The 26,086-nt window shown below is 62.7% G+C and carries 22 protein-coding genes; 11 read left to right on the top strand and 11 right to left on the bottom strand.

What is annotated here, in order from left to right; genetic code table 11:
- Window positions 1–2: 2 nt before the first annotated feature.
- From HMPREF3147_RS12250 to HMPREF3147_RS12240, 3 genes are all read right to left on the bottom strand, one after another.
- Window positions 3–1,940 carry an ABC transporter ATP-binding protein gene (locus HMPREF3147_RS12250; RefSeq protein ID WP_070448112.1) on the bottom strand — a complete coding sequence of 646 codons (1,938 nt, stop codon included), beginning with the start codon at window positions 1,938–1,940 and terminating at the stop codon, window positions 3–5.
- Window positions 1,941–3,659: an ABC transporter ATP-binding protein gene (locus HMPREF3147_RS12245; RefSeq protein ID WP_070448110.1), complete on the bottom strand. Its 1,719-nt coding sequence runs from the start codon at window positions 3,657–3,659 to the stop codon at window positions 1,941–1,943.
- 203 nt (window positions 3,660–3,862) lie between these two features.
- The gene (locus HMPREF3147_RS12240; RefSeq protein WP_070448108.1) at window positions 3,863–4,279 is read right to left on the bottom strand and encodes a methylenetetrahydrofolate--tRNA-(uracil-5-)-methyltransferase; all 417 of its coding nucleotides are present in this window, start codon (window positions 4,277–4,279) and stop codon (window positions 3,863–3,865) included.
- 162 nt (window positions 4,280–4,441) lie between these two features.
- Here HMPREF3147_RS12240 and HMPREF3147_RS12235 point away from each other — a divergent pair, with 162 nt between their 5' ends.
- From HMPREF3147_RS12235 to HMPREF3147_RS12225, 3 genes are read left to right on the top strand one after another with little or no spacing between them, the layout of a single operon-like run.
- Window positions 4,442–5,224 carry a phosphoadenylyl-sulfate reductase gene (locus HMPREF3147_RS12235; protein ID WP_070448105.1) on the top strand — a complete coding sequence of 261 codons (783 nt, stop codon included), beginning with the start codon at window positions 4,442–4,444 and terminating at the stop codon, window positions 5,222–5,224.
- Window positions 5,224–6,120 carry a sulfate adenylyltransferase subunit CysD gene (gene cysD / locus HMPREF3147_RS12230; protein ID WP_070448102.1) on the top strand — a complete coding sequence of 299 codons (897 nt, stop codon included), beginning with the start codon at window positions 5,224–5,226 and terminating at the stop codon, window positions 6,118–6,120. Before HMPREF3147_RS12235 ends, cysD begins: the two co-directional genes overlap by 1 nt.
- Window positions 6,120–7,412, top strand: a complete 1,293-nt coding sequence (locus HMPREF3147_RS12225) for a sulfate adenylyltransferase subunit 1 (RefSeq protein ID WP_070448100.1) — start codon at window positions 6,120–6,122, stop codon at window positions 7,410–7,412. Before cysD ends, HMPREF3147_RS12225 begins: the two co-directional genes overlap by 1 nt.
- A 43-nt stretch (window positions 7,413–7,455) precedes the next feature.
- On the opposite strand, the gene HMPREF3147_RS12220 is transcribed toward HMPREF3147_RS12225, so the two are convergent.
- Both HMPREF3147_RS12220 and HMPREF3147_RS12215 read right to left on the bottom strand, forming a co-directional pair.
- Entirely contained in the window at window positions 7,456–8,079 is a 624-nt protein-coding gene (locus tag HMPREF3147_RS12220; protein ID WP_070448097.1) for a hypothetical protein, read from the bottom strand.
- A gap of 35 nt (window positions 8,080–8,114) precedes the next feature.
- Window positions 8,115–8,999, bottom strand: a complete 885-nt coding sequence (locus tag HMPREF3147_RS12215) for a hypothetical protein (RefSeq protein WP_070448094.1) — start codon at window positions 8,997–8,999, stop codon at window positions 8,115–8,117.
- 353 nt (window positions 9,000–9,352) lie between these two features.
- Between HMPREF3147_RS12215 and HMPREF3147_RS12210 the strand changes: the two genes are divergently transcribed.
- Window positions 9,353–10,333 carry a hypothetical protein gene (locus tag HMPREF3147_RS12210; RefSeq protein WP_246815785.1) on the top strand — a complete coding sequence of 327 codons (981 nt, stop codon included), beginning with the start codon at window positions 9,353–9,355 and terminating at the stop codon, window positions 10,331–10,333.
- On the opposite strand, the gene HMPREF3147_RS12205 is transcribed toward HMPREF3147_RS12210, so the two are convergent.
- Both HMPREF3147_RS12205 and HMPREF3147_RS12200 read right to left on the bottom strand, forming a co-directional pair.
- Window positions 10,330–10,947 (bottom strand): LppP/LprE family lipoprotein, encoded by a 618-nt coding sequence (locus HMPREF3147_RS12205; protein WP_070448090.1) that lies wholly within the window; start codon window positions 10,945–10,947, stop codon window positions 10,330–10,332. The genes HMPREF3147_RS12210 and HMPREF3147_RS12205 overlap by 4 nt on opposite strands.
- Before the next feature lie 51 nt (window positions 10,948–10,998).
- Window positions 10,999–11,487 carry an LppP/LprE family lipoprotein gene (locus HMPREF3147_RS12200; RefSeq protein ID WP_070448088.1) on the bottom strand — a complete coding sequence of 163 codons (489 nt, stop codon included), beginning with the start codon at window positions 11,485–11,487 and terminating at the stop codon, window positions 10,999–11,001.
- Window positions 11,488–11,598: 111 nt separating this feature from the next.
- Between HMPREF3147_RS12200 and HMPREF3147_RS12195 the strand changes: the two genes are divergently transcribed.
- Complete coding sequence (locus HMPREF3147_RS12195; protein WP_070448086.1) at window positions 11,599–12,177, top strand: nucleosidase; 579 nt, start codon at window positions 11,599–11,601, stop codon at window positions 12,175–12,177.
- A 123-nt stretch (window positions 12,178–12,300) separates the two neighbouring features.
- On the opposite strand, the gene HMPREF3147_RS12190 is transcribed toward HMPREF3147_RS12195, so the two are convergent.
- Both HMPREF3147_RS12190 and HMPREF3147_RS12185 read right to left on the bottom strand, forming a co-directional pair.
- Window positions 12,301–13,575: an AI-2E family transporter gene (locus HMPREF3147_RS12190; protein ID WP_210384605.1), complete on the bottom strand. Its 1,275-nt coding sequence runs from the start codon at window positions 13,573–13,575 to the stop codon at window positions 12,301–12,303.
- A gap of 35 nt (window positions 13,576–13,610) precedes the next feature.
- Entirely contained in the window at window positions 13,611–17,054 is a 3,444-nt protein-coding gene (locus HMPREF3147_RS12185; protein WP_070448084.1) for a bifunctional proline dehydrogenase/L-glutamate gamma-semialdehyde dehydrogenase, read from the bottom strand.
- Window positions 17,055–17,563: 509 nt separating this feature from the next.
- Here HMPREF3147_RS12185 and dnaK point away from each other — a divergent pair.
- From dnaK to HMPREF3147_RS12160, 5 genes are all read left to right on the top strand, one after another.
- Window positions 17,564–19,408: a molecular chaperone DnaK gene (gene dnaK, locus HMPREF3147_RS12180; RefSeq protein WP_070448082.1), complete on the top strand. Its 1,845-nt coding sequence runs from the start codon at window positions 17,564–17,566 to the stop codon at window positions 19,406–19,408.
- A gap of 3 nt (window positions 19,409–19,411) precedes the next feature.
- Window positions 19,412–20,101, top strand: coding sequence for a nucleotide exchange factor GrpE (gene grpE, locus HMPREF3147_RS12175; protein WP_070448080.1), 690 nt, complete (start codon window positions 19,412–19,414; stop codon window positions 20,099–20,101).
- Window positions 20,102–20,235: 134 nt separating this feature from the next.
- Window positions 20,236–21,441, top strand: a complete 1,206-nt coding sequence (gene dnaJ, locus HMPREF3147_RS12170) for a molecular chaperone DnaJ (protein ID WP_070448078.1) — start codon at window positions 20,236–20,238, stop codon at window positions 21,439–21,441.
- Between the two features lie 12 nt (window positions 21,442–21,453).
- Window positions 21,454–21,876: a heat shock protein transcriptional repressor HspR gene (locus HMPREF3147_RS12165; RefSeq protein ID WP_070448076.1), complete on the top strand. Its 423-nt coding sequence runs from the start codon at window positions 21,454–21,456 to the stop codon at window positions 21,874–21,876.
- A gap of 336 nt (window positions 21,877–22,212) precedes the next feature.
- Window positions 22,213–23,733, top strand: a complete 1,521-nt coding sequence (locus HMPREF3147_RS12160; RefSeq protein ID WP_070448141.1) for an acetaldehyde dehydrogenase ExaC — start codon at window positions 22,213–22,215, stop codon at window positions 23,731–23,733.
- On the opposite strand, the gene HMPREF3147_RS12155 is transcribed toward HMPREF3147_RS12160, so the two are convergent.
- Together HMPREF3147_RS12155 and HMPREF3147_RS12150 are read right to left on the bottom strand one after the other, a co-directional pair.
- Window positions 23,730–24,881: an alpha/beta hydrolase gene (locus HMPREF3147_RS12155; protein WP_070448074.1), complete on the bottom strand. Its 1,152-nt coding sequence runs from the start codon at window positions 24,879–24,881 to the stop codon at window positions 23,730–23,732. The genes HMPREF3147_RS12160 and HMPREF3147_RS12155 overlap by 4 nt on opposite strands.
- Window positions 24,878–25,138, bottom strand: coding sequence for a hypothetical protein (locus HMPREF3147_RS12150; RefSeq protein ID WP_070448072.1), 261 nt, complete (start codon window positions 25,136–25,138; stop codon window positions 24,878–24,880). The genes HMPREF3147_RS12155 and HMPREF3147_RS12150 overlap by 4 nt, the downstream gene beginning before the upstream one ends.
- A 102-nt stretch (window positions 25,139–25,240) precedes the next feature.
- Between HMPREF3147_RS12150 and HMPREF3147_RS12145 the strand changes: the two genes are divergently transcribed.
- Entirely contained in the window at window positions 25,241–26,050 is an 810-nt protein-coding gene (locus tag HMPREF3147_RS12145) for a carbon-nitrogen hydrolase family protein (RefSeq protein ID WP_070448070.1), read from the top strand.
- Window positions 26,051–26,086 lie beyond the last annotated feature (36 nt).

Raw genomic sequence — 26,086 nt, 5'->3', positions numbered from 1 at the left:
CGTTAGTCTTCGCGGAACTGGTTCAGGCGCCAGTAGGCGCCGTGGGCGTCGAGAAGCTCGGCGTGGGTGCCCTGTTCGACGATGCGTCCTTCTTCCATGACGATGATGAGGTCGGCGTCGCGAATCGTGGACAGGCGGTGCGCGATGATGAAGGAGGTGCGGTCCGCGCGCAGCGCGTTCATGGCTTGCTGAACGAGCACCTCGGTCCGGGTATCCACTGACGAGGTGGCCTCGTCGAGGATGAGCAGCGCCGGCTGCGCCAGGAAAGCGCGCGCGATGGTGATGAGCTGGCGCTCACCGGCAGAAATCGCGCCGCCATCCTGGTCAATCTTGGTGTCATAACCGTCGGGGAGAGAATGGACGAAGCGGTCCACGTAGGTGGCCTTCGCGGCGGCGATGACCTCCTCGTCGGTGGCGTCGAGGCGGCCGTAGCGGATGTTGTCCATGATGGTGCCCTCGAAAACCACGGCGTCCTGCAGCACCATGCCCACCTGGGAGCGCAGCTCGTGGCGGGACATCTGCGCGGTGTCGACGCCATCGAGGCGGATGGTGCCCGAATCGATGTCGTAGAAACGCATGATGAGGTTGACCAGCGTGGTCTTGCCAGCCCCCGTGGGGCCGACGATCGCCGCGGTCTGCCCCGGCTCCACGCGCAGGCTGAGGTCCTGGATCAGCGGCTTGTCGGGGGTGTAGGAGAAGTCGACGTCCGTGAATTCCACGAGCCCTTTCGCGCGCCCACCCAGGCGGGAGGTGGGCTCTTCGGCCGGCTCTTCCTCGGCGTCGAGGAACTCGAAGACGCGCTCGGCCGACGCCACGCCCGACTGCACCTGCTGCATCATTCCGCCGAGCTGGCCCAGCGGCTGGTTGAATTCGCGGGAGTACTGGATGAAGGCCTGCGCGCCGCCCAGCGTGAGGTTGCCGGAGGCCACCTTGAGCGCGCCGAGCACTGCGATGACAACGTAGGACAGGTAGGAGATGAACTGCATGATCGGCATCATCATTCCGGCCAGGAACTGCGCCAGCGACGCGGAGCGGAAGAGCTCATCGTTGCGCTTATCAAAGTCCTCCGTCATGGAATCGATGCGCCCGAAGACGGTTGCTAGGTCGTGCCCGGAGAAGGCTTCCTCGACCTGCCCGTTGAGGTCACCGGTGGCCTTCCACTGCGCCTTGAACTGCTTTTGCGCGCGCGAGCCAATCACCGCGATGACCACCGCGGTTAGCGGCAGCGCCAGCAGCGCCACAAGGGCCAGCTGCCAGGACACAGTGAACATCATGACCGTGATCCCGATGACCATGAGCAGGTTATAAAACAGCTGCGAAATGGCCTGCTGCAGGGCGGACTGGATGTTGTCGGCATCGTTGGTGGTGCGCGACAGAAGGTCGCCGCGCGACTGCGTATCGAAGTAGTTCAGCGGCAGCGCGTTGAGCTTGGCCTCGATGTTCTCGCGTAGGTCGAAGACCACCTTCATCACCAGAGAGTTGAGCAAAAAGCCCTGCCACCACTGGAAGAGAGAGGACACCACGTACATCGCAATCACGATGCCAATAATCGTGCCCAGCTTGGAAAAATCAATGCCGAAGCCGGGGTGCAAGTCCATTGCTGAGGCCATGTCGGCGAACTTTTCCTGCCCACCCGCGCGCAGCGCCGCGATCGCCTGGTCCTTGGTTACACCAGCGGGCAGCTGGCGGGAGATGACGCCGGAAAAAATAACGTCGGTGGCCATGCCCATGACCTTCGGCGCGGCCACGGCGAGGAACACGCAGATGATATTCATCGCCGCAATTGCCCAAAGCTGCGCCTTGAACGGCGCGAGGAGACCAAAGAGGCGCTTGGCGGAGGGCCAGAAGTTCTTGGCTTTGCGCGGGGCGTTCTCGCCGGTCTTCTCCTCGATCTCGGCAGTGGTGTCTTCACTCAACGTAGCGTTGTCCTGCTCAGTCATTTATGCCACCTCCGAGGTCTTCTGGGATTCCACAATTTCGCGGTACGTCTCGGAGGACTCGAGCAACTCCCCGTGCGTGCCGCGGGCGACGACGCGTCCGGCGTCCATGACCAGAATCTGGTCGGCATCCACAATCGAGCTCACGCGCTGCGCCACGATGATGGTTGTGGCTTCGGCGGTGTACTCGCGCATTCCGGAGCGCACGGCGGCATCCGTGAGCACGTCCAGCGCGGAGAAGGAATCATCAAAGAGATACACCAACGGGCGGGCGACGAGCATGCGGGCGATGGACAGGCGTTGGCGCTGGCCGCCGGAGACGTTGGTGCCGCCCTGGGAGATGTGCATGTCGAGGTCCTCAACAAAGTCCGCCTGGGCCACGCGCAGCGCGTTCCACAGCTCCTCATCGGTGGCCTCCGGCGCACCCAGGCGCAGGTTGGAGGCCACGGTGCCGCTGAACAGGTAAGGCTTCTGCGGCACGAGGCCCACACGCTTGACGACGTCTTTACGAGCCATCTCGGCGATATCGGTGCCGTCGAGAAGCACGCGGCCCTTCGTCGGGAGATAGAGGCGCGGGATGAGGGAGAGCGCGGTGGTCTTGCCGGAACCGGTCGCGCCGATAAGCGCGGTGGTGGTGCCGGGGAAGGCGGTGAAGGAGACGTCGTGAAGCACGGGCGCTTCGGCGCCGGCGTATTGGAAGGAGACGTTGTCGAATTCGACGACGCCCTCGGAGTGCTCCGGGGTACGGGGCTGAGCCGGCTCGGTGATGGAGGGTTCGTGTTCGAGGACATCGGTGATGCGGCGCGCGCAAATGATGGCGCGGGGGAGGATCATCGCCATGAAGGTGCCCATCATGACCGCGGCGAGGATCTGCAGCAGGTACTGCAGGAAAGCGGTCAGCGAGCCGACCTCCACGAGCCCCTCGTCCACACGGTGGCCACCGAACCAGAGGACTGCGCCGGTGGCCACGTTGAGAATGACGGTGATGATGGGGAACATGAGAATGAACAGCTGGCCGACCTTGAGGGAGAGGTTGGTCAGGTCGCGGTTGGCGGTGCGGAAGCGCTCGGCTTCGTGCTCCTCGCGAGTGAAGGCGCGGACGACGCGGATGCCGGCGATTTGCTCGCGCAGGGTGCCGTTCATGACGTCGAGCTTGCCTTGCCAGGCGCGAAAGAGCGGCATGAGTCGGACGATGATGAGGGAGATGGCGGCCAGCAGCACGATGACGGACACCGCGACGAGCCAGGACATGCCGGCGTCTTCGCGGATGGCCATGATGATGCCGCCGATGGACATGATGGGGGCAGTGACCATGAAGTTGAGGATCATCATGTAGACCATCTGGATCTGCTGGACGTCGTTGGTGCCGCGGGTGATGAGGGTGGCGGTGCCGAAGTTGCTCATGTCTTCGGCGGAGTAGCGGGTGACGCGGCGGAAGATATCGGAGCGCAGGTCGCGGCCGAGGCCCATGGCGGTGCGGGAGCCGAACCAGATGGCGGCGATGGCGGCGATGACTTGGGCGAAGGCCACGATGAGCATGATGCCGCCGGTGTGCCAGATATAATCGATGTCTACTTGGGCCACGCCCCTGTCGATGATCTTCGCGTTGAGCGAAGGCAGGTAGAGCGTTGCCGCGGTGGATAGTGCCTGGAGGAGCAGTACCGCGATGACGTAGCCGGTATAGGGCTTGGAGCGGGATAAAAGGATGCGAGCGAGTTCCATGTGCCAGCGTTTCGTGCATGTTGGCGGCCGCGCGGTTGCTGCGCTGGGCCGCTGAAGGGCATTGACCGCAAAAGTCTATCCGTTATGGTTGCGCGGGTGCTAGCCCGCGCGTCTAGCGAGTGCGGTGGTGCGAGGACTGGCAGCAGGCTTCCGTATGTCTGCGCGAGCGTTAAGCTTGCGCGTTTAGCTCGCGCGCTCGCGCGCTAGAAGCACACCGGTGCGCGCTGGGCCTGTTCCGTGACGGTGGCCCAATCTTCTACGTCGGCGGTGGGGTGGCAGAGGCCTTCCCATGTCGTGATAGCTACGCCGCGGGCCAGGAGCTCCAGCAAGACCAAGTGGCGGTCGCCGGAGGCGGAGAGCTGGTTGAGATCTGAGTGGTTGATGTCAGCGTCTGGGTCATTGCCCACGCGCACGTTGCCGATAAGCCGCAGGCGCGGCGTGGTCCCCTTCGGGCATGGCGCGGCGATAGATTCTGCGCCGGAGAGCCCAGCGAAGCGTCGCAGCAAACCGAAGGGCGCAGGGCGCTGGCAGTACAGGTCCACGCACAGCCCGGCCCCGATGAGTCGCTCGGCGGTGGAGAGCGCTGCGGGGCCGTCCCCGACGATGGCTACACGCTGCATAAGAACCCCTTCAGTTCGGTAAAAATAGACTGTCTAGTCTGTAAATCTAGTCCGCTCGGTTCAGTCTGGCTAATTTTTATTCTCCCTACTACCCAAGCTCACAGCCCTCGCACCCCTTAGTGGGGCTGCACACAAGCACAGCTGCCTTTAATGTGAGGAGTCATGACCGAACCGATTAACCTGCTGGACCGCGGCGACTACCGCGACCCCAGCATTAGCCCCGAAGGCACCCGCGACACCGCGCGGCTCGAGCCTGCCGTGGCCCAGCGCAACCAGGAACTCGTCGAGGAGTGGGCCGACAAGCTTTATGACGCCTCTGCCGAGACCATCACCGAATGGGCCGCCGAGCACGCGCCCGGCCGGCTTGCCGTCACGATGTCCATGGAAAACACCGTGCTGGCCGAGCTCGCGCACCGCGCCCACTTAGACGCCGACCTGCTCTTCATCGACACCGGCTGGCACTTTCCGGAGACGCTCAAGGTAGCGGGGGACGTCGCCAAGCGCTATGCGGATCTGCCCCTGGTGACGGTGCGCCCGCTGCTCAGCCCCGAGGAGCAGGACAAGATTTATGGCCCACGCCTGTATGCGCGCGACGTTGCGGCCTATAACCGCATGCGCAAGGTGGAGCCGCTCAACATGGCTATGGACCCTTACGTCGGGTGGGTCACCGGCCTGCGCCGTGCCGATTCCGAGCACCGCGCTACCACCCCGGCGCTGAGCCTGGACCGCACGGGACGGCTGAAGATTTCCCCGATTATTACCTGGGACCTCGACGACACCGACGCCTACATCAAGGAACACGACCTCATCATCCACCCTCTCACCCTGCAGGGCTATCGCTCCATCGGCTGCGCGCCGTTGACCTTCCCGGTAGGCGAGGGCGAGGATGCGCGCTCCGGGCGCGTTTTCGCTGACGGCAAGACAGAATGCGGGTTACACGAATAATGACTCTTTCACCACACCTTAAAGATTTAGAGAACGAATCCCTCCACATCCTGCGCGAAGTCGCCGGGCAATTCGACAAGGTAGGCCTGCTCTTTTCCGGCGGCAAGGACTCCGTCGTCGTCTTCGAGCTCGCCCGCCGCGCCTTTGCGCCGGCCACAGTGCCCTTCGAGCTCATCCACGTGGATACCGGCCACAACTTCCCGGAGGTCATTGACTTCCGCGATCAGCTCGTCGCCGAGACCGGCGCCCGCCTGCACGTGGCGCTGGTCCAAGACTGGATCGACCGCGGCGACATCCAGGAGCGCCCCGACGGTACCCGCAACCCGCTGCAGTCCGTGCCGCTGGTGGAGACCATCGCTGAGCGCGGCTATGACGCCGTCCTGGGTGGTGCGCGCCGCGACGAAGAACGCGCCCGCGCCAAAGAGCGCATCTTCTCCATCCGCGATTCCTTCGGTGGCTGGGACCCGCGCCGCCAGCGCCCTGAGTTGTGGGACCTGTACAACGGCGGCAAGATGGCCGGCGAAAACGTTCGCGTCTTCCCCATTTCTAACTGGACTGAGTCCGATATTTGGGAATACATCGGCGCGCGCAACCTGCAGCTTCCCTCCATCTACTACTCCCACCAGCGCGAGGTGTTTAACCGCAACGGCATGTGGCTGACACCAGGTGAATGGGGCGGACCGCGCGAGGATGAGCCGTTGGAGACCCGCACCGTGCGCTACCGCACCGTGGGGGATATGTCCTGTACCGGTGCCGTGGAATCCACCGCCGCCTCGCCGGATGAAGTGCTCGCGGAAATCTCCATTTCCACCCTGTCCGAGCGCGGAGCCACCCGCGCCGATGACAAATTGTCCGAGTCCGCCATGGAGGACCGCAAGAAGGAAGGCTACTTCTGATGACGACTACCCTCGCGCCGAATGTCGGCGCCCTCAAACAGCGCGATACTCTGCGTCTGTGCACCGCCGGCTCCGTCGATGACGGCAAGTCCACCTTCGTGGGCCGTCTGCTTTATGACACCAAGTCCGTGCTCGCGGACCAGGTGGAGTCCATGGAGCGTTCCTCCGCCGACCGCGGTTTTGACGGCATGGATCTCTCTTTGCTGGTGGACGGCCTGCGTGCCGAGCGCGAGCAGGGCATCACCATCGACGTGGCCTACCGTTACTTCGCCACCGAGAAGCGCACCTTCATTCTCGCCGATACCCCGGGCCACGTGCAGTACACGCGCAATACGGTGACCGGCATGTCCACGTCCCAGGTGGTGGTGCTGCTTGTCGACGCCCGCAATGGCGTCGTCGAACAAACCCGCCGCCACCTCAACGTCGCAGCACTCTTGGGCGTGCGCCACGTCATCCTGGGCGTGAACAAGATCGATCTGGTGGACTATGACGAAGCAACCTTCCGCGCGATTGAGACTGAGTTCTCCGAACTCGCCGCGCGCTTGGGTATCACCGATTCGGTGGCCATCCCGATTTCTGCGCTCAAGGGCGATAACGTGGTGGAGCGCTCCACCACCATGGATTGGTACGAGGGGCCGACCGTCCTCGACACCCTGGAGACGGTCCCCGTGGCCACCGGCCGCGCCGATGACTTGGACTTCCGTTTCCCCATCCAATACGTCATTCGCGAACACGCCTCTGACTACCGCGGATATGCCGGCCGCGTGAAGGCCGGGCACGTGGCGGTGGGGGATGAGGTAACGCTCCCGGGCGGGCGCACCTCGACCGTCACCGCGATTGACACCACCGATGGTCCGCTTGACTCAGGTGAGGCCGCGCGCGCCGGCGACTCCGTGGTTCTGCGGCTGGCCGATGACATCGATTTGGCTCGCGGCGATCTCATCGCCGGCACGCAGCGCCCGGAGGAGGTGCGCGAATTCGCCGCCACCGCGGTGGTCCTCACGGACAAGGAGCTGCGCGCGGGACAGATGGTGAAGCTGCGCTATGGTGCGGCGCTGGTCAAGGCCCGCGTGGCGTCGGTGGAGCGCATCCTCGACCTTGATGGCGTGGCCGATGTTGAGGCGCCGGAATCAGCAGCCCTCAATGACATTGCGTTCATCACCGTCCAAACGCAAGCGGAGCTTCCCGTGGAGGATTATGCCGCTCGCGGCGCGGTGGGCAATTTCTTGCTCATTGATCAGTCCAGCGGCAACACCCTTGCCGTCGGCTTTGTAGGCCAGCGCCTGCGCTAGTCCCCCCTTAACCCGCGGCTTTATGGCCGCGGGTTTCGGCGTTTTAGGCGGTCTTTTCGGCCTGCTTGCGGCCCAAGGTCTTGCGCAGGGACCAGATGAATTCCGCAATCATCAGGTAGACCGGGGTACCGCCGGCGACCATAAAGAAGAAGGCGCCGGCGGAGCTAGCCTCGTCGACGTAGTCATCAGCGCCGTACAGAAGCTCGATACTGCTGGCGTTGCCGACCTCCGCGAGGGCGCCGAGGCCGCGAATGGTGGAAATGATCCACATGAAGGCCAGCAGACCCCACACGATGCACCACTGAATCGACTGGGCACGCTGACGGGAGGGCTCCACGGGGAAGGAGAAATCAACGTTGAAGCTGGAGGAGCCGGAAGCCTGGGCGCTCGAAGGCTGCGGCATGAGCTGCACGCCCGATCCGGAGTTGGCGATCTCGCGGATGCGGGCGACGTCCACCTCGGGGCCGAAGGGATCCGCGAGTGCTCGGTCATACTGCTCGCGGCGGTCCTGACGGGAGAAGATGCTGTGGGCGGTGGAGAGTTCGTCGTAAAGCGCGGCGTTGGACGGGTCCGTCGCGGAAAGGCGGCGTTCGATCTCCGAGGCCAAAGTCGCAGAATCAGCGGAAGGGTCTAGGTTGAGGGAGCTATAGAGGTTGTAGTGTGCCACGAGGCGAAAAATCCTTTCCAAACTAAGTTGTTGCCCTAGCAGGGGTCGCTGAAGTCTGCATCGTTATTGAGCGAACGGGCGTTGCCACCGTACCGCGCCTTGAGTTTACAGACCTCATCCACGCTGTGGCCGGCGTCGTAGTAAATGGCAAAGACCTCCTTACCATCGACTTCAGAGCGCAAGGAATTGCAGGCCAGTCCCGGCATCGACTTAGCACCAGGATGTTGGGCGAGTGCCTGGTCGACGTACGGTGTTCTGAGTTCGCCGTAGGGCACAAGCACACTGTCAACAATGAGGATGTAGCTTCCGTCACAGAGGTCGCCCAAGTAGCCTGGTTTTAGCTCTTTCTCTTGGTCAGCTGCGGCCAACTCTTCAGAGGAGCAGAGGGGAACATCATCGACATATTGCTCTGGAAGGCCATCCTCAATCAATTCCTTTCGGTCATAGCAGTCCATGTGTGAGTCTGAAAATTCGCCGTCGGCCTCGTGCGGGATCCATGAGTTGCCTGCCCAGGAATGGAGGTAATACAGCGAGCTGTTTTCTTGGGCGAGGAGCAGCCAGTCATCGTCGCAGAAGACGGTCATTGGGTTATCAATCTTGTCCCGGAAAGCGTCAGCCATTTCGCCACATTTTTGTTCTCGGGTGTATTCGGGGTCGTCGACGAACGTGTAATTCTTTTTGGTGGTTTCAGTAGTTTCCTCCGAACTCGGTATCTGTTCGCTTGGGGCAGCTTCGGGTGAAGACGCCGCGGCCGAGTCGGAGGAAGGGGTCGAGTTGGTGTTTGCGGCTATAGCCCACGTGATGCCCGCAGTCAGCGCAATGATGCCGACAATTGCGGCGATGATGACAGCGATGCGCTTCGGGGCGGTCGCCGGTGAGGGCGAGGAAGGGGGAGCGCCCCAGCTGTTGTTGTCAGTCATGTGATGGACTCCTTTGCATCTGGAAGAGAGAAAGCCTTGAGAGGAAACTGCAAGGTTACAATGAGAAACTGTGTCATACTATATCCGTACGGCTGTCAGAAATAGCTGCAGAAAGCAGGTAAGACAGGGTAGGGGTAGAGATCAATTGTCATGCTTAATCCAAACGCGGTATATAAGTTGCTACTATTTGAAGTAATTCACTGTGGATGGACCTCACGTGAGGGGTCGTGGAGGTATCGATTAGTCTTTCGGCGCCCCGCAGGCAACCAATGCAGAACCGGCTGTGCCTGGCTTAGTCCCACGCGTGACTCAGTGCGATTCCCCTGAACGGGGGAGAAGGGATAGAAGACTTGGTGCTTGATCGCCCCCTCAATGCAGCGGAACTGTATGCCACGCACAACCGAGTGAGCGTCTCACCAGATCTGGTGAGAAGGTTAGGCACTGCGTTGGGTTATGAGGCCATCGAGGCGTTTGGTGAGAACACCACCAAACGGCTCGCCACTGTCTTCGACCTCGGGGACATCATTGATCTGCTGCTATTGGGTCAGCTTCCCGATCTAGAGGTAGCCCCGGCTATGGAACAGCAAGTGGAGGCGGACGTAGCCCGGAAGTTGGTGCGCCGCATCAGCGCGGGTGACTACCTCACCCGGCAACAGGTGCATGACCTTCTCCCGCGCGAGACTGTGACGCTTTTTCGCATGGGGCATCCCCGGCTATGGGCTTTTGCAGTGCGCCAGCGCCTGCCGAGAAACGCCGAGAAAGCCATTCCAGAGTCCTTCCACCGCGACATCACAGGCCCCTACACCACTCCGGAGGAGGCCTGGTTGGGCATGTACGTGGCCGATGCCACGCACTTAGGAGAGCTGGACGCGCGAGTGGAGGGGGCAGGGCTTGACGAAGACAGGCAGCAGCGCCTCCGCCTAGGCATGAGCCTGGCTGATACCTACCGTCAAGTGTGGAGCTCCGCCCGCGGGCATTGGCGGGTCAGCCCCAACACCACCTACATCGTGCCCTCCCGCCTGGGCTATTGCCCCTTCGTCTTCCGCGTGGCTGAGGGCGGGTGGCGCTGCGATTCTTTCGACGGCGGGCAGGATAGGTACATGGCCACCGAGGGCTATTGGATCGATGTGGAGCGCGAGCGCCTCATTCACCTCGGTGCGCCGGACCCGGAGGATAGTTGGCTACCCACGGTGAGCGTTGCCGCAGAGCCGCCCAGTGAGACCGACCTGCAAGTAGCCCGGGCGTTGTCCGGGAAGCTGATCGCCCTCGGGGCGGCGCAAAAGAACATTACGATCCGGCTGCGGCAGAAGAACCGGACGCTGAGTTTTGACTAGTAAGTGCTGGGAGGGACATCACCGCTCATGATCACCTTCTGCTGGCCTTCATCCCAGCGGAAGCCTGCGTGCGTCTCGCCGGTGCGCCCGGCGGTGGTTTCGCCCTCGCGCGCCCAGTGGTAGGTTACGGCGATCTCGGCGTCATTTACGCGTTCGATGGTGGGGAAGAAACCATAAGGCTCGGCGGTCGCGGTGCCGAGATATTCGCCCTTGTGGAACAGCATGATGTGGTGCGGTGAGGAGGCCGTAGCCCCCTCGATGGCAATGATTAGCCAGCTCAAATCCGCGCAAGGGTCGAACTCTGAGGAGAAAGGCCGCCCCCAACCGAAGCCATTCCACGGTGCGATGGTGCCAATGCCTGATTGATAGGCCTCTTCAGCGTCAATATCCTCGCAGGACTCTGGTTCTTCGGTCTTCGGGGCAGGTGCCTGGTTGCTCGTTGGCTCCGGGCTTGCGGCCTCTTCCGTGGGGCTTGCGGCAGCAACGCTCGTTGGGTTGTTGCGGACCGCGCTAAACATTGGGGTTTCCACCTCGCCCTGCTGGCCCTGGGAACAGGCGGCGAGGGGGAGGCACATGAGTGCAGCGCCCACGAAGGCAGAAGCAGACCGGAGCATGGGTGTTCCTTCCATAGAATGTGCGCCTCATCTTGAGACGCACGGTTTATCTTAGCTAGGCGGAACGTCGCCGCTCATGATGACTTTGTTCTGGGCTTCATCCCAGCGGAAGTTGGCCTTTGACGTACCCGTCGGTGCGGCATTGGCGTCGCCATCTTGTGGCCAGTGGTAGGTCACGGAAATCTCGTTGTGATTGACCTGCTCGACGTCGGGGAAGAAACCATAAGGCTCAGCAGTGGCGGTGCCGAGGTACTCGCCATAGCGGAAGAGCATGATGTGGTGCGGCGAGGAGGCCGTGGCTCCCTTGATAGAGATGGTCTGCCAGCTTAAGGCCGCGCAAGGATCGAAGTGGGAAGAATCAACCAGCGCCCACTCGTGGCCATGCCATTGAGGAACGTGGGCAACGTTGTCATCGAAAGCCGCCTGGGGGTTGCCGGCCTCGCAGACTACGGGGCTGGCCTGGGCTTCTTCAGGGATGGCGCAGGCGATGAGCGGCATGCACAGGAGTGCCGCTCCGGCGAAAACTCGTGGTGTGAACATGGTGTTCTCCTTTCTGAGGTCTCGGTGTGGTTCCGAACCCTACAAGCGGCCGCTCCGCTCAGAACAGAGTTGTGGAGAGCATTCCTCGAGACAGCGGGTAGTCTCGCAGGCATGGAGAATCTGTCTGGTCGTACACTGTTCGTCGCCGCCGTGGATGCTGAAGCCACACACGTTCCCGAAGGAGCGCCGCTGCTCATCACCGGTATTGGTACGGTTCCCGCCGCCATCGAGCTGACCACGGTGCTGGCCTCGGCACAGCAACTGCCGGAGCGGGTTATCAACATCGGTACTGCGGGCGCGCTTCGCGACGATCTTTCAGGCGTCTTCGAGGTCTCCCACGTGCGCAAGCATGACTTCCACCTCGAGGTGCTCAGCGATGTTTCCCGCTATCTCCTTCCCGAGGTGATCGAGCTTGAAACCTCCGGAAAGCTTCCCACCGCGGCCCTTGCGACGGGCGACTCTTTTATTTCAGATACCCCCACCCGCACGCGTCTGGCCCAGGATTCCGAGCTGTGTGACATGGAGGGCTACGCCATCGCCGCGGTCTGTCGAAAGTTCGGCGTGCCGTGCACGCTGCTCAAGCAGGTTTCGGACACCGCTAATGAGGAATCCTATGGCTCGTGGGCCTCGGTGCTCGACCGCGCGGCGGAGGAACTGGCCGCCGCCTTCGGCACGGTGTCCGCGGACTAGGCCCTCCATACGGAAAGTGCCCTAGTTGCCAAAACCATCGCTCCCGCCGTGGGTGGTGGGGGAGAAGTTTGGCAACTAGGGCAGTTGCACGGCCAGGGCTAGAGCCATGCACCGGTTGTGTGGCTAGCGGGCGCCGCTGGCCTCTAGGTTCTCGTAGAGCTCCATGACGTCCTCATGGCCCTCCGCCGTGGAAATCTTAATGTTTTTAGCTTCGATTTCGCCGGCACGCAGGCTGGCCATCTCCTGGTGGTAGCGGAAGACCACGGCAATGGTGGCAGCCACCGGCACAGCCAGGAAGGCGCCGATGATGCCGGCCAAGGCGGAGCCGACCGTGACGGAGAGCAGCACCATCGCCGCGTGCAGGCCCATGGCCTTGGATTGCAGCATCGGCTGGAGGACGTTGCCCTCCACCTGCTGGACGATGATGATGAGAGCCAAGGCGAGCAAGGCCTTCGTCAGCCCATCGGAGACCAGCGCGATGATGACGGCCAAAGCGCCCGCAGTGACAGCGCCAATGACCGGGATGAAGCTGGCGAAGAACGTAACTACGCCGATGACAAGGGCCAGCGGTACCTGGAGAACCCAGAGGCCGAGGCCGATGAGGATGCCGTCGACGGCCGCGACGGCTGCTTGCGCCTGAATGAAGCCAGATAACGTGTTCCACACGCGAGTCAGCAGCTCGGTGGCGTGCCAGCCGGCGGAGTAGCCGGTGTAGGTGCGCAGCCACGGCAGGAATTTATCGCCGTCCTTGAGGATGAAGAAGGCTACGAAGAGCATGATGGCGAGCGCCATGGCGATGGAGCTGGCCATCGATACACCGGAAATCACCCCGGTGGCGATGTTGGAAGCTTGGCCCTTGATGAAGGTCATGGCGTCATCAAGTACTTCCTGGACTTTCGCGGCATCAATATCGAAAGGTAGGTCCTTGGCCATATCGACGAGCTTGTTCAAGCCGCCTTCAGCCTGATTGACCAAGGACGCGCCCTGAGAGGAGACGACCGGGGCCATCCCCGCGAAGACGCCGCCGATGATGGCCAAAAAGCCCAGCAGCGTGGTGATGGAGGCCAGCGCGCGGGGGAATTTGTGCGCGCGCAACCAGTTGGTCACGGGGAAGAGCACCGTGCACACCAAAATGGCCAGGATGACCGGCAGCAGGCCCACCCAGATGAACTTCAGCAGGTAGCCGGCCAGGCCGACGCCCGCCACCACGATGATGAAGATCAAGCACACCTTGGCCAAGGAGATGGCATCGCGCCCGAGGACGCGAGACTTGTCATCGGTCTTCGACACCGGGAGGGTAGCTTCTTCATTAATGGGCTCCGCGGCGGCAGAAGCCGCCGCATCAGAGGCCGTGGAGGACGTGCCCGAGCGGGCACCGTCATCATTGTTGTTTGTCATGCGCTCCATCTTCTCATATGAGCGCAGAAAACGAACTATGCGCGGATGCTGCTTACCTGGCGGATGATGCCGAAGCGGTGCATCGTTACCGAGACTGCCTGCTCGAGGAGGAAGGGCAGAAGCTCGCGGCGGCCATCAGCCAGCACTGGCTGATCCAAGACCACGGAGTTGGATTCCACCGCCGCCTCAAAGACGCCCGGCTCGACAGAGCCCACTGCACGCACGCGGCCGGACTCTAGACGAGCGACCTCCCGGGCGAAGGCATCCGCCGACACGCTGTCAACCTTAAAGCCCAGACCACGCAGCTCCGCGGCCTTTTCCGGGGCGGCACTGAAGCGCACCGGGGAGTCGGTGCGGGTGGCGGCGAGGGCGAGACGGGAGACGTCGCGAAGCTCGGCATCGGAACCAATGCGTACCTGCAGCGGCGTGAGCACTGGGCGGTAGCGGAAGACGTTGGCCTCGCTGACCAGACCTGCGCGGTCGTGCTGGCGGCCGAACTCCTGCTGCCAAGCCAACTCGTCGAGCTCTGCTGCGCGCCACAGCCAAGCGGTATCCTCCTCCGAGAAGCCCAGCTCGCCGAAGGCACGCAGCTGGGCCGCCACCGGCTGGGAGATATCCACGTCGAAGGGGCGCAGCGGCCCCTCGGACCAGGTGCCGAACTGGGCCACGTAGTTCGGGCCACCGGCCTTGGCGCCCGGGCCCATGACGGACTGCTTCCAGCCACCGAAGGACTGCCGCTGCACAATCGCGCCGGTAATGCCGCGGTTGACGTAGGCGTTGCCCACTTCGACGCGCTCGAGCCAGTAGTCAATCTCCTCATTATCCAGCGTGTGGATGCCGCCGGTCAGGCCATAACCGGTGGAGTTCTGCCACTCGATGGCCTCCTCCAGGGTCTCCGCATGCATGATGCCGAGCACTGGGCCGAAGCACTCGTTGACGTGGAACCAGGAACCGGGGCGCACGTTATCGCGGATACCCGGCGACCACAGGGTGCCTTCCTCGTTGAGCTTCTCCGGCTTCACCAGCCACTTTTCACCCGGCTCCAGCTGGGTCAGGCCGCGCAGCAGCTTCTCGCTGGGGGCTTCGGCGAGACCGTTCATCGTTGTGGTGATTTCGTAGCCGGGGCCAGGGATGAGGGTCTTGACGGCGTCGACAAGCTGGGAGCGCAGGCGCTGCGACTCGCCGGCCGCACCGACGAAGATAACCAGGGAGGACGCCGAGCACTTCTGTCCAGAGTGGCCGAAGGCGGAGAGGTAGAGGTCCTGGATGGCCAGGTCCGGGTCCGCGGACGGGGTGATGATGAGCGCGTTCTTGCCGGAGGTCTCCGCCATGATGTTGAGCTCCGGCTTCCAGGAGCGGAAGAGCTTGCCGGTATCGGAAGCACCCGTGAGGATGACGGCGTCGACATCGGCGTGCGAGACCAGCGCGCGGCCGGCGTCACCCTCGTCGGTGAAGACGAGCTGGACCAGATCCGGGTCGAGGCCCTGTGCCTCCAAGCCGGCGCGGAAAGCCTCCACGACGAGCTTCGCGCAGTGCACGACCTGCGGCGCGGGCTTGATGATGACGGCGGAACCCGCAGCAAGAGCCGCCGCAATGCCGCCGGTGGGGATGGCCACCGGGAAGTTCCACGGCGGGGTCACCACGGTCACGCGGTAGGGCGTGAACTCGGCGGAGTAGCGCTCCAGCAGGCGCGCGGACTGCGCGTAGTAGGTGCAGAAGTCGATGGCCTCGGAGATTTCCGGGTCTGTCTGCGTGACGGTCTTGTTGGCCTCGTAGGCGGCGACGGAAATGAACTCGCCGCGGCGGTTGGCCAGCTCATCGGCCACGGCCTCGAGCGCGCGGGCGCGGTCCTCGGCAGCGCGGGCACCCCACTCGGCGCCGAGCTCGGCGGCGCGGGCCACGTGCTTGTCGACGACCCCAGTCTCCGTCACTTCCTCCACCCCGTGCTCACCCGGGTCGGTGGCCAGAGCCTTAAGCGCCCACTCGCGGTTGGCTTCCAGAGCTGGGTCGGTGTCCGGCTCGTTGGCGAAGCGCCCGGTGCGCGGTGCCTGGCGGCCGGCTGCCTGCTCGGCCTCCTCCAAGCGGTTCTGGGTGCGGCGCGGGCCGGCGAAGGTATCCCAGCGCTGCTCGACGGCCTCGCGGAAGACCTCCTCTTGGTCCTTCAGCGCCTGCTCCTCCGGGGCGAAGAGAGCGTAGAGGAAGTTTTGCGGCGCAGAGTTCTCCTCCAAACGGCGCACCAGGTAGGAGACCGCGACATCGAAGTCCTCCATGTGCACCACCGGGGTGTAGAGGATTTGGCGGCCCTCGAAGGCCTTGCGTACCGCGGTCTGCTGGGCCGGGGACATGCCCTGGAGCATCTCGGAATCCATCATGCGCATGACGCCGCGCTTGGTGCCTAGCTTGTAGGCAAAGGCCGCGGTGTAGAGGTTGTGTGTGGCCACGCCGATGCGCACGCAGTCGGCGAACTCGGGGCGCAGGATGTAATCGAGCAGGCGGTAGTAGTTGGCGTCCACCTCATCCTTGGTGGCATAGGGCGCTGCCGGCCAGCCGTGGATTTCACCCTGGACGTGCTCCATGGACAGGTTCGCGCCTTTGACGATGCGAATCTTGATGTGGGAGCCGCCCTCGGCCACGCGCTGTTTGGCGAATTCGGCGAGGTGCGCCAAGGCGTCGAAGGTATCCGGCAGGTAGGCCTGCAGGACGATGCCAGCCTCGAGGTTGGTGAACTCCGGCTCGCTGAGAAGCTCGGTGAACAGGCGCACCGTGAGGTGGAGGTCGTGGTATTCCTCCATGTCGAGGTTGATGAAGACCTTATCGGGGCGGCGCGCGGCGGCCTCATAGAGCGGGCGCAGGCGCTCCTTGAGGCGGACCAGGGAGCCCTCGATATCCCACGGGTTGAGCTGGGCCACCATGGAGGAGGCCTTAACGGAGACGTAGGTCACGCGCGGGTTCTTGATGAGCTTGAGGGTGCGCTCGGCGCGGGAGCGCGCTTCGTCGTCGCCCAGCACCGCCTCACCGAGGAGGTTGAGGTTGAGCTGCTCGCCGGACTCGGCAGCCTTGTCCAGGGTCTTGTTCAGGGCATCGCTCTCGGCGTCGAGGACCAGGTGGCCCACCATCTGGCGCATGCGCATGCGTGCCAGCGGCATGACCAGGTTGGGCAGGATGGGCCCGAAGAACCCACCCAGGCCTACGAGGGAACCGTTGATGAGGCCGAGGAAGGAGGCGTCATAGGTGGTGGTGACGGACTTCAGTGCGTGGGCGGCTACCTTGTCATCTTCGGGGCGCATGACGCGGTCGACGAAGTCCATGGTGAAGGCTACTCCGTCCGGGTTGCGCAATAAGTCTGCGAGTTGTTCTGTGGCCGGGTCCTGCTCGTCGGCGGTAGAGGCGAGCCAGGAGTGGGCTTGGGCCGCGGCGGCGTCGATCAGCGCGGCGTCGATGTCGGTGGATTCGGGCACGGGGGTGTGAGCGTTTGTCATGGGGATTCCTTCTGTGTTGGTGGTGGATAGGACAGGTGGCTAAGCCGGGTGGACCGGCGGGCGGTCACCAGCACGACGGGTGCGCAGCACAGGAGAAATCATCGAATCCGTGTCCCTTTTTTCACTGGGTACTTCAAGCGCGACGGTGAGGGTCTGAAGGATGTGTCGCGTCGAATGTGCGGACAGTATATGAAATCCTTATCACTCATTCCAGAACGGGGGCGGCTATGTCACGTTTGGCTAGCCCCGTTTCCTGAGAGCTGTGAGTTGCATGACATTTCCGGTTGGTGGGGTGCTGTTGAGCTGGGGAAATGGAGGGGCGAAAAAGAAAGTTGAGTCAGATGGGAACAACTTTGCCATTGGTTCCGTTGTGTAGGTTGAGTGACCAACGCTCAGGTTTGGATGACTTTGAGTGTTGCTTCTGTTAGAGTCGCTGACTGGACGCGGCAGAAGTTGAGTCGCGCATTATCAACTTAAGAACAAACCCAACCAAGCAAGGAGAAAAGATCATGGGACGCGCAGTAGGAATTGACCTTGGTACCACCAACTCGGTCGTATCCGTACTGGAAGGTGGCGAAGCCACCGTTATCGCTAACTCCGAGGGCTCTCGCACCACCCCGTCCGTCGTGGCTTTCGCTAAGAACGGCGAAATCCTCGTCGGCCAGTCCGCGAAGAACCAGGCGGTCACCAACGTTGACCGCACCATCCGCTCCGTCAAGCGCCACATCGGCACCGACTGGACCATCGATATCGATGACAAGAAGTACACCCCGCAGGAGATTTCGGCCCGCACGCTCATGAAGCTGAAGCGCGACGCCGAGGCTTACCTGGGTGAGGACGTTACCGACGCTGTTATTACCGTCCCGGCTTACTTCGAGGACTCCCAGCGTCAGGCCACCAAGGAGGCCGGCCAGATTGCAGGCCTCAACGTCCTGCGTATCGTGAACGAGCCGACTGCCGCTGCACTGGCCTACGGCCTGGAGAAGGGTGAGCAGGAGCAGACCATCCTGGTCTTCGACCTGGGTGGTGGTACCTTCGACGTCTCCCTGCTGGAGATCGGTGACGGCGTGGTCGAGGTTATGGCTACCGCTGGTGATAACGCGTTGGGTGGCGATGACTGGGATCAGCGCATCGTCGACTGGCTCGTAGATAAGTTCAAGGCTTCCCAGGGCGTTGACCTGACCAAGGATAAGCGCGCTGTCCAGCGTCTGCGTGAGGCTGCTGAGAAGGCCAAGATTGAGCTGTCCTCCTCCCAGTCCGCCAACATCAACCTGCCGTACATCACGGTGGACTCTGAGAAGAACCCGCTCTTCCTGGATGAGACCCTGTCTCGCACCGAGTTCCAGAAGATCACCCAGGACCTGCTGGACCGCACCAAGACCCCGTTCAACCAGGTCATCAAGGATGCTGGCCTGTCCCTGTCCGAGGTTGACCACGTGGTGCTCGTCGGTGGTTCCACCCGTATGCCGGCCGTGTCCGACCTGGTCAAGGAAATGACCGGCAAGGACCCGAACAAGGGCGTTAACCCGGATGAGGTCGTGGCAGTCGGCGCTGCTCTGCAGGCAGGTGTGCTGCGCGGTGAGGTCAAGGACGTGCTGCTTCTCGACGTCACCCCGCTCTCCCTCGGCATCGAGACCAAGGGTGGCGTGATGACCAAGCTCATCGAGCGCAACACCACCATCCCGACCAAGAAGTCGGAGACCTTCACCACGGCTGATGACAACCAGCCTTCCGTGCAGATTCAGGTCTACCAGGGCGAGCGCGAGATGGCTTCCGCCAACAAGCTGCTCGGTTCCTTCGAGCTCGGTGGCATTGCTCCGGCACCGCGCGGTGTACCGCAGATTGAGGTCACCTTCGACATCGACGCGAACGGCATCGTCTCCGTCTCCGCTAAGGACAAGGCCACCGGCAAGGAGAACACCATCAAGATTCAGGATGGTTCCGGCCTCTCCCAGGAGGAGATCGACCGCATGGTCAAGGACGCCGAGGCACACGCCGAAGAGGACAAGAAGCGCCGCGAGGAGCAGGAGACCCGCAACCAGGCGGAATCCACCTCCTACCAGACCCGCAAGTTCATGGACGAGAACTCCGACAAGCTGCCGGAGGACCTCAAGACCCGAGTGACTGAGGCCGCCGATGCCGTCGATGAGGCGCTGAAGGGCGATGACATTGAGGCGATTAAGTCGGCCGTCGAGAAGCTTGGCACCGAGTCCCAGGAGCTGGGCAAGGCCCTGTACGAGGCCCAGGCTGCTGAGGCAGGCGCCGAGGGTGCCGCTGCGGGCGAGACCGCTGGTGACCCCAACGTCGTCGACGCCGAGGTTGTCGACGAGGACGACGAGAACAAGGAGAAGTAAACCATGACCTCCCCTCAGGACCCGGGCAACCCGGCCAACACCGACCCCGAGGCAACCTCCGCTGAGGCTGCGGAGGCTGCCGCCGCAGAGGCTGCTTCGGCCGACGGCGCCGTGGATGAGGCTGCTGAGGCACAGGCTGATGCTGCCACCGCGGGCACCGCTGAGGCAGAGGCTGCGGTTGAGGATGCCGCTCACGACATCGCTGATGAGGACGCCAGCGCTGAGAACTCCCTGGAGGCTCAGCTGGCTGAGCGCACCGAGGATCTGCAGCGTCTCAACGCGGAGTACACCAACTACCGCCGTCGCACTGAGCGTGACCGTCAGGCCGTGATCGAGACCACCAAGGCCAAGGTCCTGGCAGATTTCCTGCCTATCCTTGATGACCTGGAGCTCGCACGCCAACACGGTGACCTCAACGAGGGGCCGCTCAAGGCCATTGCGGACAAGCTCACGGGCGTGCTGACTAATAACCAGCTGACCCCCTTCGGCGCCGAGGGCGATGCCTTCGACCCCGAGGTGCACGAAGCAGTCCAGGACCTCTCGACTGGTGACGAGCAGGTCATCGGTACGGTCTTGCGCCGTGGCTACACGGTGGGCGAGCGCGTCGTGCGCACCGCCATGGTGATTATCGCCGACCCTGCCGAGTCAGCCGATACCGCTGATAGTCCGGATAGCTCGGATAGCGCAGAATAGGTATCGCAGGTGGCGTCAGGGCTCAGTGTTCCTTGGCGCCACTCTTCTTTTCACTACTTAATTAGCATTTTTACTTAGCAAAAAATCTTAAAACCTAACCGTTTATCGACTCTCCTGAAAGGAGGAGATGCCCAGTGAACGCTAAGCCAGAATGGGCAGACAAGGATTATTACGCGGATCTGGGGGTCTCCTCGTCCGCAACCGCCGAAGAGATTAAGCAGGCTTATCGCAAGCTGGCCCGCCAGAACCACCCCGACGCCAACCCGGATAACCCCGCGGCGGCGGAAAAATTCAAGCAGGTGGCGGAGGCCTATGATGTGCTCTCTGATAAGGCTACCCGCAAGGACTATGACGAGTTCAAGGCCATGATGCGCGGCGGTGGCTTTGGACGGAGAGGAGGCGCCGGGTTTCCCGGCGGGTTTCGATCCACGCACATGGGTGGACCGGGTGCGCAAGAATTCGACCTCTCCGACATCTTCGGAGGATCCGCTCGAGGAGCGTCTCAAGGCGGCGGTCTTGGGGATATCTTCGGTAGCGTTTTCAACCGCAGCGGTGGTGCTGGCCACACAGCTCGGCCGTCGCGGGGGGCCGACGTCGAAACGCAAATAACCCTCGACTTCCGCGAGGCAGCGAAGGGAACCACCATTCCCTTGCAGCTCAGTGGCGAAGCTCCCTGCACCACCTGCCACGGTTCCGGCTCGAAGAGCGGAAAGCTGACGACGTGCTCGACGTGCGACGGCACCGGTTTTACCTCTGAGCAGCGCGGTACCTTCGGCTTCTCGGCGCCGTGCGCTGACTGCGATGGCACTGGTCAGCGCGCTGAGGATCCCTGCCCGGATTGCTCTGGTTCCGGAACGGTGCATCGCACCCGCTCCATCACGGTGCGTATCCCTGCTGGAGTGATTGATGGCCAGAAGGTGCGCCTCGCTGGTCAGGGTGAAGCTGGTCCGAATGGCACGCCTTCCGGTGACCTCTTTGTGGCGGTCACGGTAAAGCCTGACAAGGTATTCACCAGGGAAGGCGATGATCTGCACGTCACCGTCCCGGTGTCCTTTGCGGAGCTGGCCTTGGGAGACACCATTACGGTGCCGACCCTCGATTCGCCCGTGCGCGTGAAGGTGCCGGCGGGCACACCCGATGGCCGCACGTTGCGCGTGAAGGGCCGCGGCGTGGCCAAGCGCGGGGGCAAGGCCGGTGACCTCATGGTGACCGTGCAGGTCACCGTGCCCTCCACGTTGGATGCGGCGGCCTCCTCGGCGCTGCGCAGCTACGCGCAAGCGGAGAAGGAATCCGGCTTCGATCCGCGTGCCGGTTGGGCCGGTAATACGGTAGCGCGCTAAAGGAGGTGTGAGATGAGCAAGGACAGAACAAGCCGAAGTGATGCGGCGCAGCCCAAGGCGATGTATGTCATCTCCGTGGCTGCAGAACTGTCCGGCATGCATGCTCAAACCCTGCGCACGTATGACCGGATGGGGCTGGTTTCCCCAGCCCGCACCTCCGGGGGCGGGCGCCGTTATTCCGAAAGCGACATTGAGCTCTTGCGGAAGATTCAGGCGCTCTCGCAGGACGATGGCGTGAATCTGGCCGGTATTAAATCCATCATCGAGCTGACTGCGGAGCGTGACCGCCTCGCCGCCGAGCGCGATGAACTGCAGGCAGAAGTTGAGCGCCTGCGCAGCCAGGCCCGCCCATCGCGCGGTGAGCTGGTCCATGTGCCGCGTTCGACCTCCGTGGTGATGTGGACGCCGCGTCGTAATCGACGCCGCGACAGCTAGAAGTTTCCCCCTCCTTCGCGGAGGGGGTTCTTCTGTTTTATGCCCATCTACAGCCTGCTCAGCCGGAATCTCTGTGCCCTTTGCTTAGCACGTGCCCTTGTTGCCAAAGTTCTTGTTCAAAATTGCTCTGGACCGTGAAACTTTGGCAACGAGGGCAGTTTGGGTAGTAACTGTCCAGGGGAGGATAGCTTTCGAAAACGTGAGTTTTGCAAAACTTAACGCTACACTCGCACTCAACGTTGTGCGGCTTGTCACATTCCGAGGTGAATGTGTCTGAGACACCTTAGGTGAAGGCCCGACGGAGACCTATAAGACAACAAGAAAGGTGCGATGACCATGACTTTCTATGCGAACCCCGGAACCCCTGATGCCATCGTGAACTTCCGTGAGCGCTATGACAACTACATCGGCGGCGAGTGGGTACCACCGGTTGATGGTGAGTACATGGACAACATCACCCCGGTTACCGGAGAGGTTTTCTGCCAGGTCGCACGCGGCAAGGCAGCAGACATTAATCTGGCCATCGACGCCGCAGAGAAGGCCTTCGAAACCTTCGGTAAGAGCACCCCGGCCGAGCGTGCGCTCCTGTTGCACCGCATTGCGGACCGCATCGAGGAGAACCTGGAAAAGATCGCCGTCGCGGAAACCTGGGAGAACGGCAAGGCCGTGCGTGAGACCCTCGCTGCTGATATCCCGCTGGCAGTCGATCACTTCCGCTACTTCGCCGGCGCGATTCGTGCTCAGGAGGGCCGCCTGTCCCAGATTGACCAGGACACCGTGGCATACCACTTCCACGAGCCGCTGGGTGTGGTGGGGCAGATCATCCCGTGGAACTTCCCGCTGCTCATGGCGGCGTGGAAGATTGCTCCGGCGCTGGCCGCAGGCAACACCATTGTGATGAAGCCGGCTGAGCAAACCCCGGCCTCCATCCTGCTGCTCATTGAAATTATTGAGGACCTCCTGCCGAAGGGGGTCCTCAACATCGTCAACGGTGTCGGTGAGGAAGCGGGCGTGGCTTTGTCTACCTCGGATCGCATTGCCAAGATTGCCTTCACTGGCTCCACCCCGGTGGGCAAGATCATCAACAAGGCCGCTGCAGACAAGGTCATTCCTGTCACGCTGGAGCTCGGCGGCAAGTCGCCGTCCATCTTCTTCGCGGACATCATGGACAAGGACGATGCCTACCTGGAGAAGTGCGTCGAAGGCTTCGTCATGTTCGCGCTCAACCAGGGTGAGGTCTGCACCTGCCCATCGCGCGCTCTCATCCACGAGGACATCGCGGACAAGTTCCTAGAGCTGGCCATGGAGCGCGTGAAGAAGATCAAGATCGGCCACCCGCTCGACACCGAAACGATGATGGGCGCGCAGGCTTCCCAGGAGCAGATGGACAAGATCATCGAATACCTCGAGATCGGCCCGAAGGAAGGTGCGGAGACCCTCATCGGTGGCCATGTGAACAAGGTGGAGGGCCTAGAAAACGGCTACTACATTGAGCCGACCGTCTTCCGTGGCACCAATGACATGCGCATCTTCCGCGAGGAAATCTTCGGCCCGGTGCTCTCCGTGGCCACGTTCAAGGACTTCGAGGAAGCCATCCAGATTGCTAACGACACCAACTTCGGCCTGGGTGCCGGCGTGTGGTCGCGCCACCAGAACATCTGTTACCGCGCCGGGCGCGAAATCCAGGCCGGCCGCGTGTGGGTCAACCACTATCACGTGTACCCCGCGCACAGCGCCTTCGGCGGATACAAGGAGTCCGGCATCGGCCGCGAGAACCACCTCATGATGCTCGCTCACTACCAGGAGACGAAGAACATGCTGGTGTCCTACTCCGAGGAGCAGGCTGGTCTCTTCTAAAAGCGTTGCGCGATGATGCCCAGACCCCGCAGAAATGCGAGGTCTTTCCAATAGGAACCATGATCCCCCGGCAGGCCGTTCGCGTCGGGCAGAGGGGCGGCGCCAAAAGCAGGGGAGGAGGGATCAGGGCCGTGGATTCCGCCGCGCGGTCCGGTGGCAATCGCGATGGGGTCCTCGGTATTCCGCGCGCTCCACACCCGGCCGTGCAGCTGCGAGGCACTAGCCACGGAAGCGCCCGGGCTGCCGACGAGCACGATGTCATCCGCAACATAGTCCTGCTGCGCCGCCTTGCCCACCACCACAGAGCCATAGGAGTAGCCCAGGAGGATATGCTGCGCGTGCGGAAAGCGCTGCCGCAAAGCGCGCTGGAAGCGGCCCAGCTCAGCAGCCCCGCGGCGCGCCGGGTCCTCGTGTGCAGCGCGGGGCAGCGAGGCCGGGGCGGAATAACCAATCCACGCCACCGTGGGCCCATTGGTGGCGCGCGCGATGGCGCGGGCGCGCTCCACGGCGGTGGGCCAGCTCGCTGTCTCGGAAGAACCTACCCCACCCACAAAGGTGCTTACCTGGGCGGCGTGGGTCCCGATGCCTTCAGGGTCCACGAGTGCCACCAACCGCCCGGGTCCGGCCTCCAGCACGGTGATATCCGGGTTAGCCGCGGCCAGGGAACGAACCTCCTCGCTAGCCATGGTCAGCTGGACCTCATGCAATTCCGCTAGGGGTAGCTCGCTGAAATCCTCCAAGCGGCTCGGTGGCTGGGCCATCTCCGGAGTGCATAAGGCGTTTAATTGGCGGGCGCAGGCCCAATCGAGGACGTCGGCCAACGCATCTAACTGCCCAAGCGCCACGCTGGCGGGCTCGGCAAATGCAGGGATCGCGGCGAGCTGCAGGGCGCGTGCGCGCAGCTGTTCAATTCTCTCCTGTAGGGGCGCATAGAGGCTCAGGATCTGCGCGGCCAGGCGCATCTGTTGCGCGGGTTCTAATAGCGTGTCGGTGGCGCGCTGCAATGCGTGCCGTGCGGCATCGGCAGCAGCTCCGGATAGCGCTAGGCCTGCCCAACGATGGTGTGAGTCAGTGACATAAAGTTCGAGTTCAGAAGCAGAATTTACCATCCAGTCAGCCTCCGCACGTAGTTCTTCCGCCGCGCTCATTCGCTTCCCTCCAGTCGTAAGGAAAGCTCAGAATCAAGACTCTGGGTCACACCCACGAAGCGCTCCAGCTCTCCTAGGCGCGCCCGTCGATCTCCTTCGCTGGCTCTTCGCACCTCCTCCCACCGCGCGCCGAGAAGAGCTAGCGCGCGAGCCGTACGGGGAGGCTCTTTCAAAGAAGGCGTGGCGGCGGGCGAGACGTGGCCGAAGAGGGAACGGATCTGCTGAAGGGCAGCATGGTCGATGTCGAGGTGGTTCATAGCATCGAGAGTGCGCTAACTGTCCAATCGCCGTAAAGAGCAGCAACCGCGAATCCACGAAATCTGTGGATAACTAGTCCGGGCTCGTCTACCGTGGGCCGCATGAAGGTAGCAGCAGTTCAATTGACCAGTACCGGAAACGTCGAGGAGAACCTCGTAGTAGCGCTCGACAAGATCCGGGAAGCCGCGGCCAACGGCGCGCAGCTCATCGTCCTGCCGGAAGCTACCACCCAGAGCTTCGACTCCGGGCGCCTCGATACACACGCAGAAGGGCTTGATGGCCCCACCGCCACTGCCGTGCGCGCGCTGGCAGAAGAACTCGGCGTGTATGTGGTGCTGGGAATGTTTGCCCCAGCGGATACCGTCCAGCGTGGGGAGAAGACCATTAATCGTGTGGCCAACGTTGCGCTCATCGCCGGGCCTGGTGTTCTCGGCGGCTACGAAAAAATCCACACTTACGATGCTTTCAAGTACAAGGAATCCGATACCGTCCGGCCGGGCGAGTCACTCGTTGCCTTCGATGCCGGTGACCTCACCGTGGGTGTCGCCACCTGCTATGACATCCGCTTCCCTGAACAATTCAAGGAGCTCGCCCGCCAGGGTGCTCAGCTCATCGTCGTGCCCACCAGCTGGGCAGATGGCCCGGGCAAGCTGGAGCAATGGCGCCTGCTCAGCGCGGCGCGCGCGCTTGATTCCACGGCTTATATTCTGGCCGCAGGCCAGGCCCGCCCCGGTGGGGAGGCGAAGGCGGGGCAGACTTCCGGCCCCACCGGCATTGGGCACTCCGTCCTCGTGGCGCCGGATGGCACACGTCTTGCCGAAGCCGGCTATGAGCCGGAAATCCTCTACGGCGAGGTGGAGCCAGACTCCGTGGCGAAGGTCCGCGAATCCCTCCCCGTCCTAGACGCCTAAGCCCCGATTGCACGCCTAAGCTCCGTTTGTACGCCT

Origin of the sequence: Corynebacterium sp. HMSC05D03, from assembly GCF_001807205.1 — a bacterium.
GTDB lineage: Bacteria > Actinomycetota > Actinomycetes > Mycobacteriales > Mycobacteriaceae > Corynebacterium > Corynebacterium aurimucosum.
Note: the sequence above shows the minus strand (reverse complement) of the source record. Positions and strands in the feature narration are given on the sequence as shown.

Excerpts from the sequence above, each read along its gene's own strand:
- HMPREF3147_RS12250 (WP_070448112.1), bottom strand. The coding sequence starts at position 1,940 with ATGACTGAGCAGGACAACGCTACGTTGAGTGAAGACACCACTGCCGAG.
- HMPREF3147_RS12245 (WP_070448110.1), bottom strand. The coding sequence starts at position 3,659 with ATGGAACTCGCTCGCATCCTTTTATCCCGCTCCAAGCCCTATACCGGC.
- HMPREF3147_RS12240 (WP_070448108.1), bottom strand. The coding sequence starts at position 4,279 with ATGCAGCGTGTAGCCATCGTCGGGGACGGCCCCGCAGCGCTCTCCACC.
- HMPREF3147_RS12235 (WP_070448105.1), top strand. The coding sequence starts at position 4,442 with ATGACCGAACCGATTAACCTGCTGGACCGCGGCGACTACCGCGACCCC.
- cysD (WP_070448102.1), top strand. The coding sequence starts at position 5,224 with ATGACTCTTTCACCACACCTTAAAGATTTAGAGAACGAATCCCTCCAC.
- HMPREF3147_RS12225 (WP_070448100.1), top strand. The coding sequence starts at position 6,120 with ATGACGACTACCCTCGCGCCGAATGTCGGCGCCCTCAAACAGCGCGAT.
- HMPREF3147_RS12215 (WP_070448094.1), bottom strand. The coding sequence starts at position 8,999 with ATGACTGACAACAACAGCTGGGGCGCTCCCCCTTCCTCGCCCTCACCG.
- HMPREF3147_RS12205 (WP_070448090.1), bottom strand. The coding sequence starts at position 10,947 with ATGCTCCGGTCTGCTTCTGCCTTCGTGGGCGCTGCACTCATGTGCCTC.
- HMPREF3147_RS12200 (WP_070448088.1), bottom strand. The coding sequence starts at position 11,487 with ATGTTCACACCACGAGTTTTCGCCGGAGCGGCACTCCTGTGCATGCCG.
- HMPREF3147_RS12195 (WP_070448086.1), top strand. The coding sequence starts at position 11,599 with ATGGAGAATCTGTCTGGTCGTACACTGTTCGTCGCCGCCGTGGATGCT.
- HMPREF3147_RS12190 (WP_210384605.1), bottom strand. The coding sequence starts at position 13,575 with ATGACAAACAACAATGATGACGGTGCCCGCTCGGGCACGTCCTCCACG.
- HMPREF3147_RS12185 (WP_070448084.1), bottom strand. The coding sequence starts at position 17,054 with ATGACAAACGCTCACACCCCCGTGCCCGAATCCACCGACATCGACGCC.
- dnaK (WP_070448082.1), top strand. The coding sequence starts at position 17,564 with ATGGGACGCGCAGTAGGAATTGACCTTGGTACCACCAACTCGGTCGTA.
- grpE (WP_070448080.1), top strand. The coding sequence starts at position 19,412 with ATGACCTCCCCTCAGGACCCGGGCAACCCGGCCAACACCGACCCCGAG.
- HMPREF3147_RS12165 (WP_070448076.1), top strand. The coding sequence starts at position 21,454 with ATGAGCAAGGACAGAACAAGCCGAAGTGATGCGGCGCAGCCCAAGGCG.
- HMPREF3147_RS12160 (WP_070448141.1), top strand. The coding sequence starts at position 22,213 with ATGACTTTCTATGCGAACCCCGGAACCCCTGATGCCATCGTGAACTTC.
- HMPREF3147_RS12155 (WP_070448074.1), bottom strand. The coding sequence starts at position 24,881 with ATGAGCGCGGCGGAAGAACTACGTGCGGAGGCTGACTGGATGGTAAAT.
- HMPREF3147_RS12150 (WP_070448072.1), bottom strand. The coding sequence starts at position 25,138 with ATGAACCACCTCGACATCGACCATGCTGCCCTTCAGCAGATCCGTTCC.
- HMPREF3147_RS12145 (WP_070448070.1), top strand. The coding sequence starts at position 25,241 with ATGAAGGTAGCAGCAGTTCAATTGACCAGTACCGGAAACGTCGAGGAG.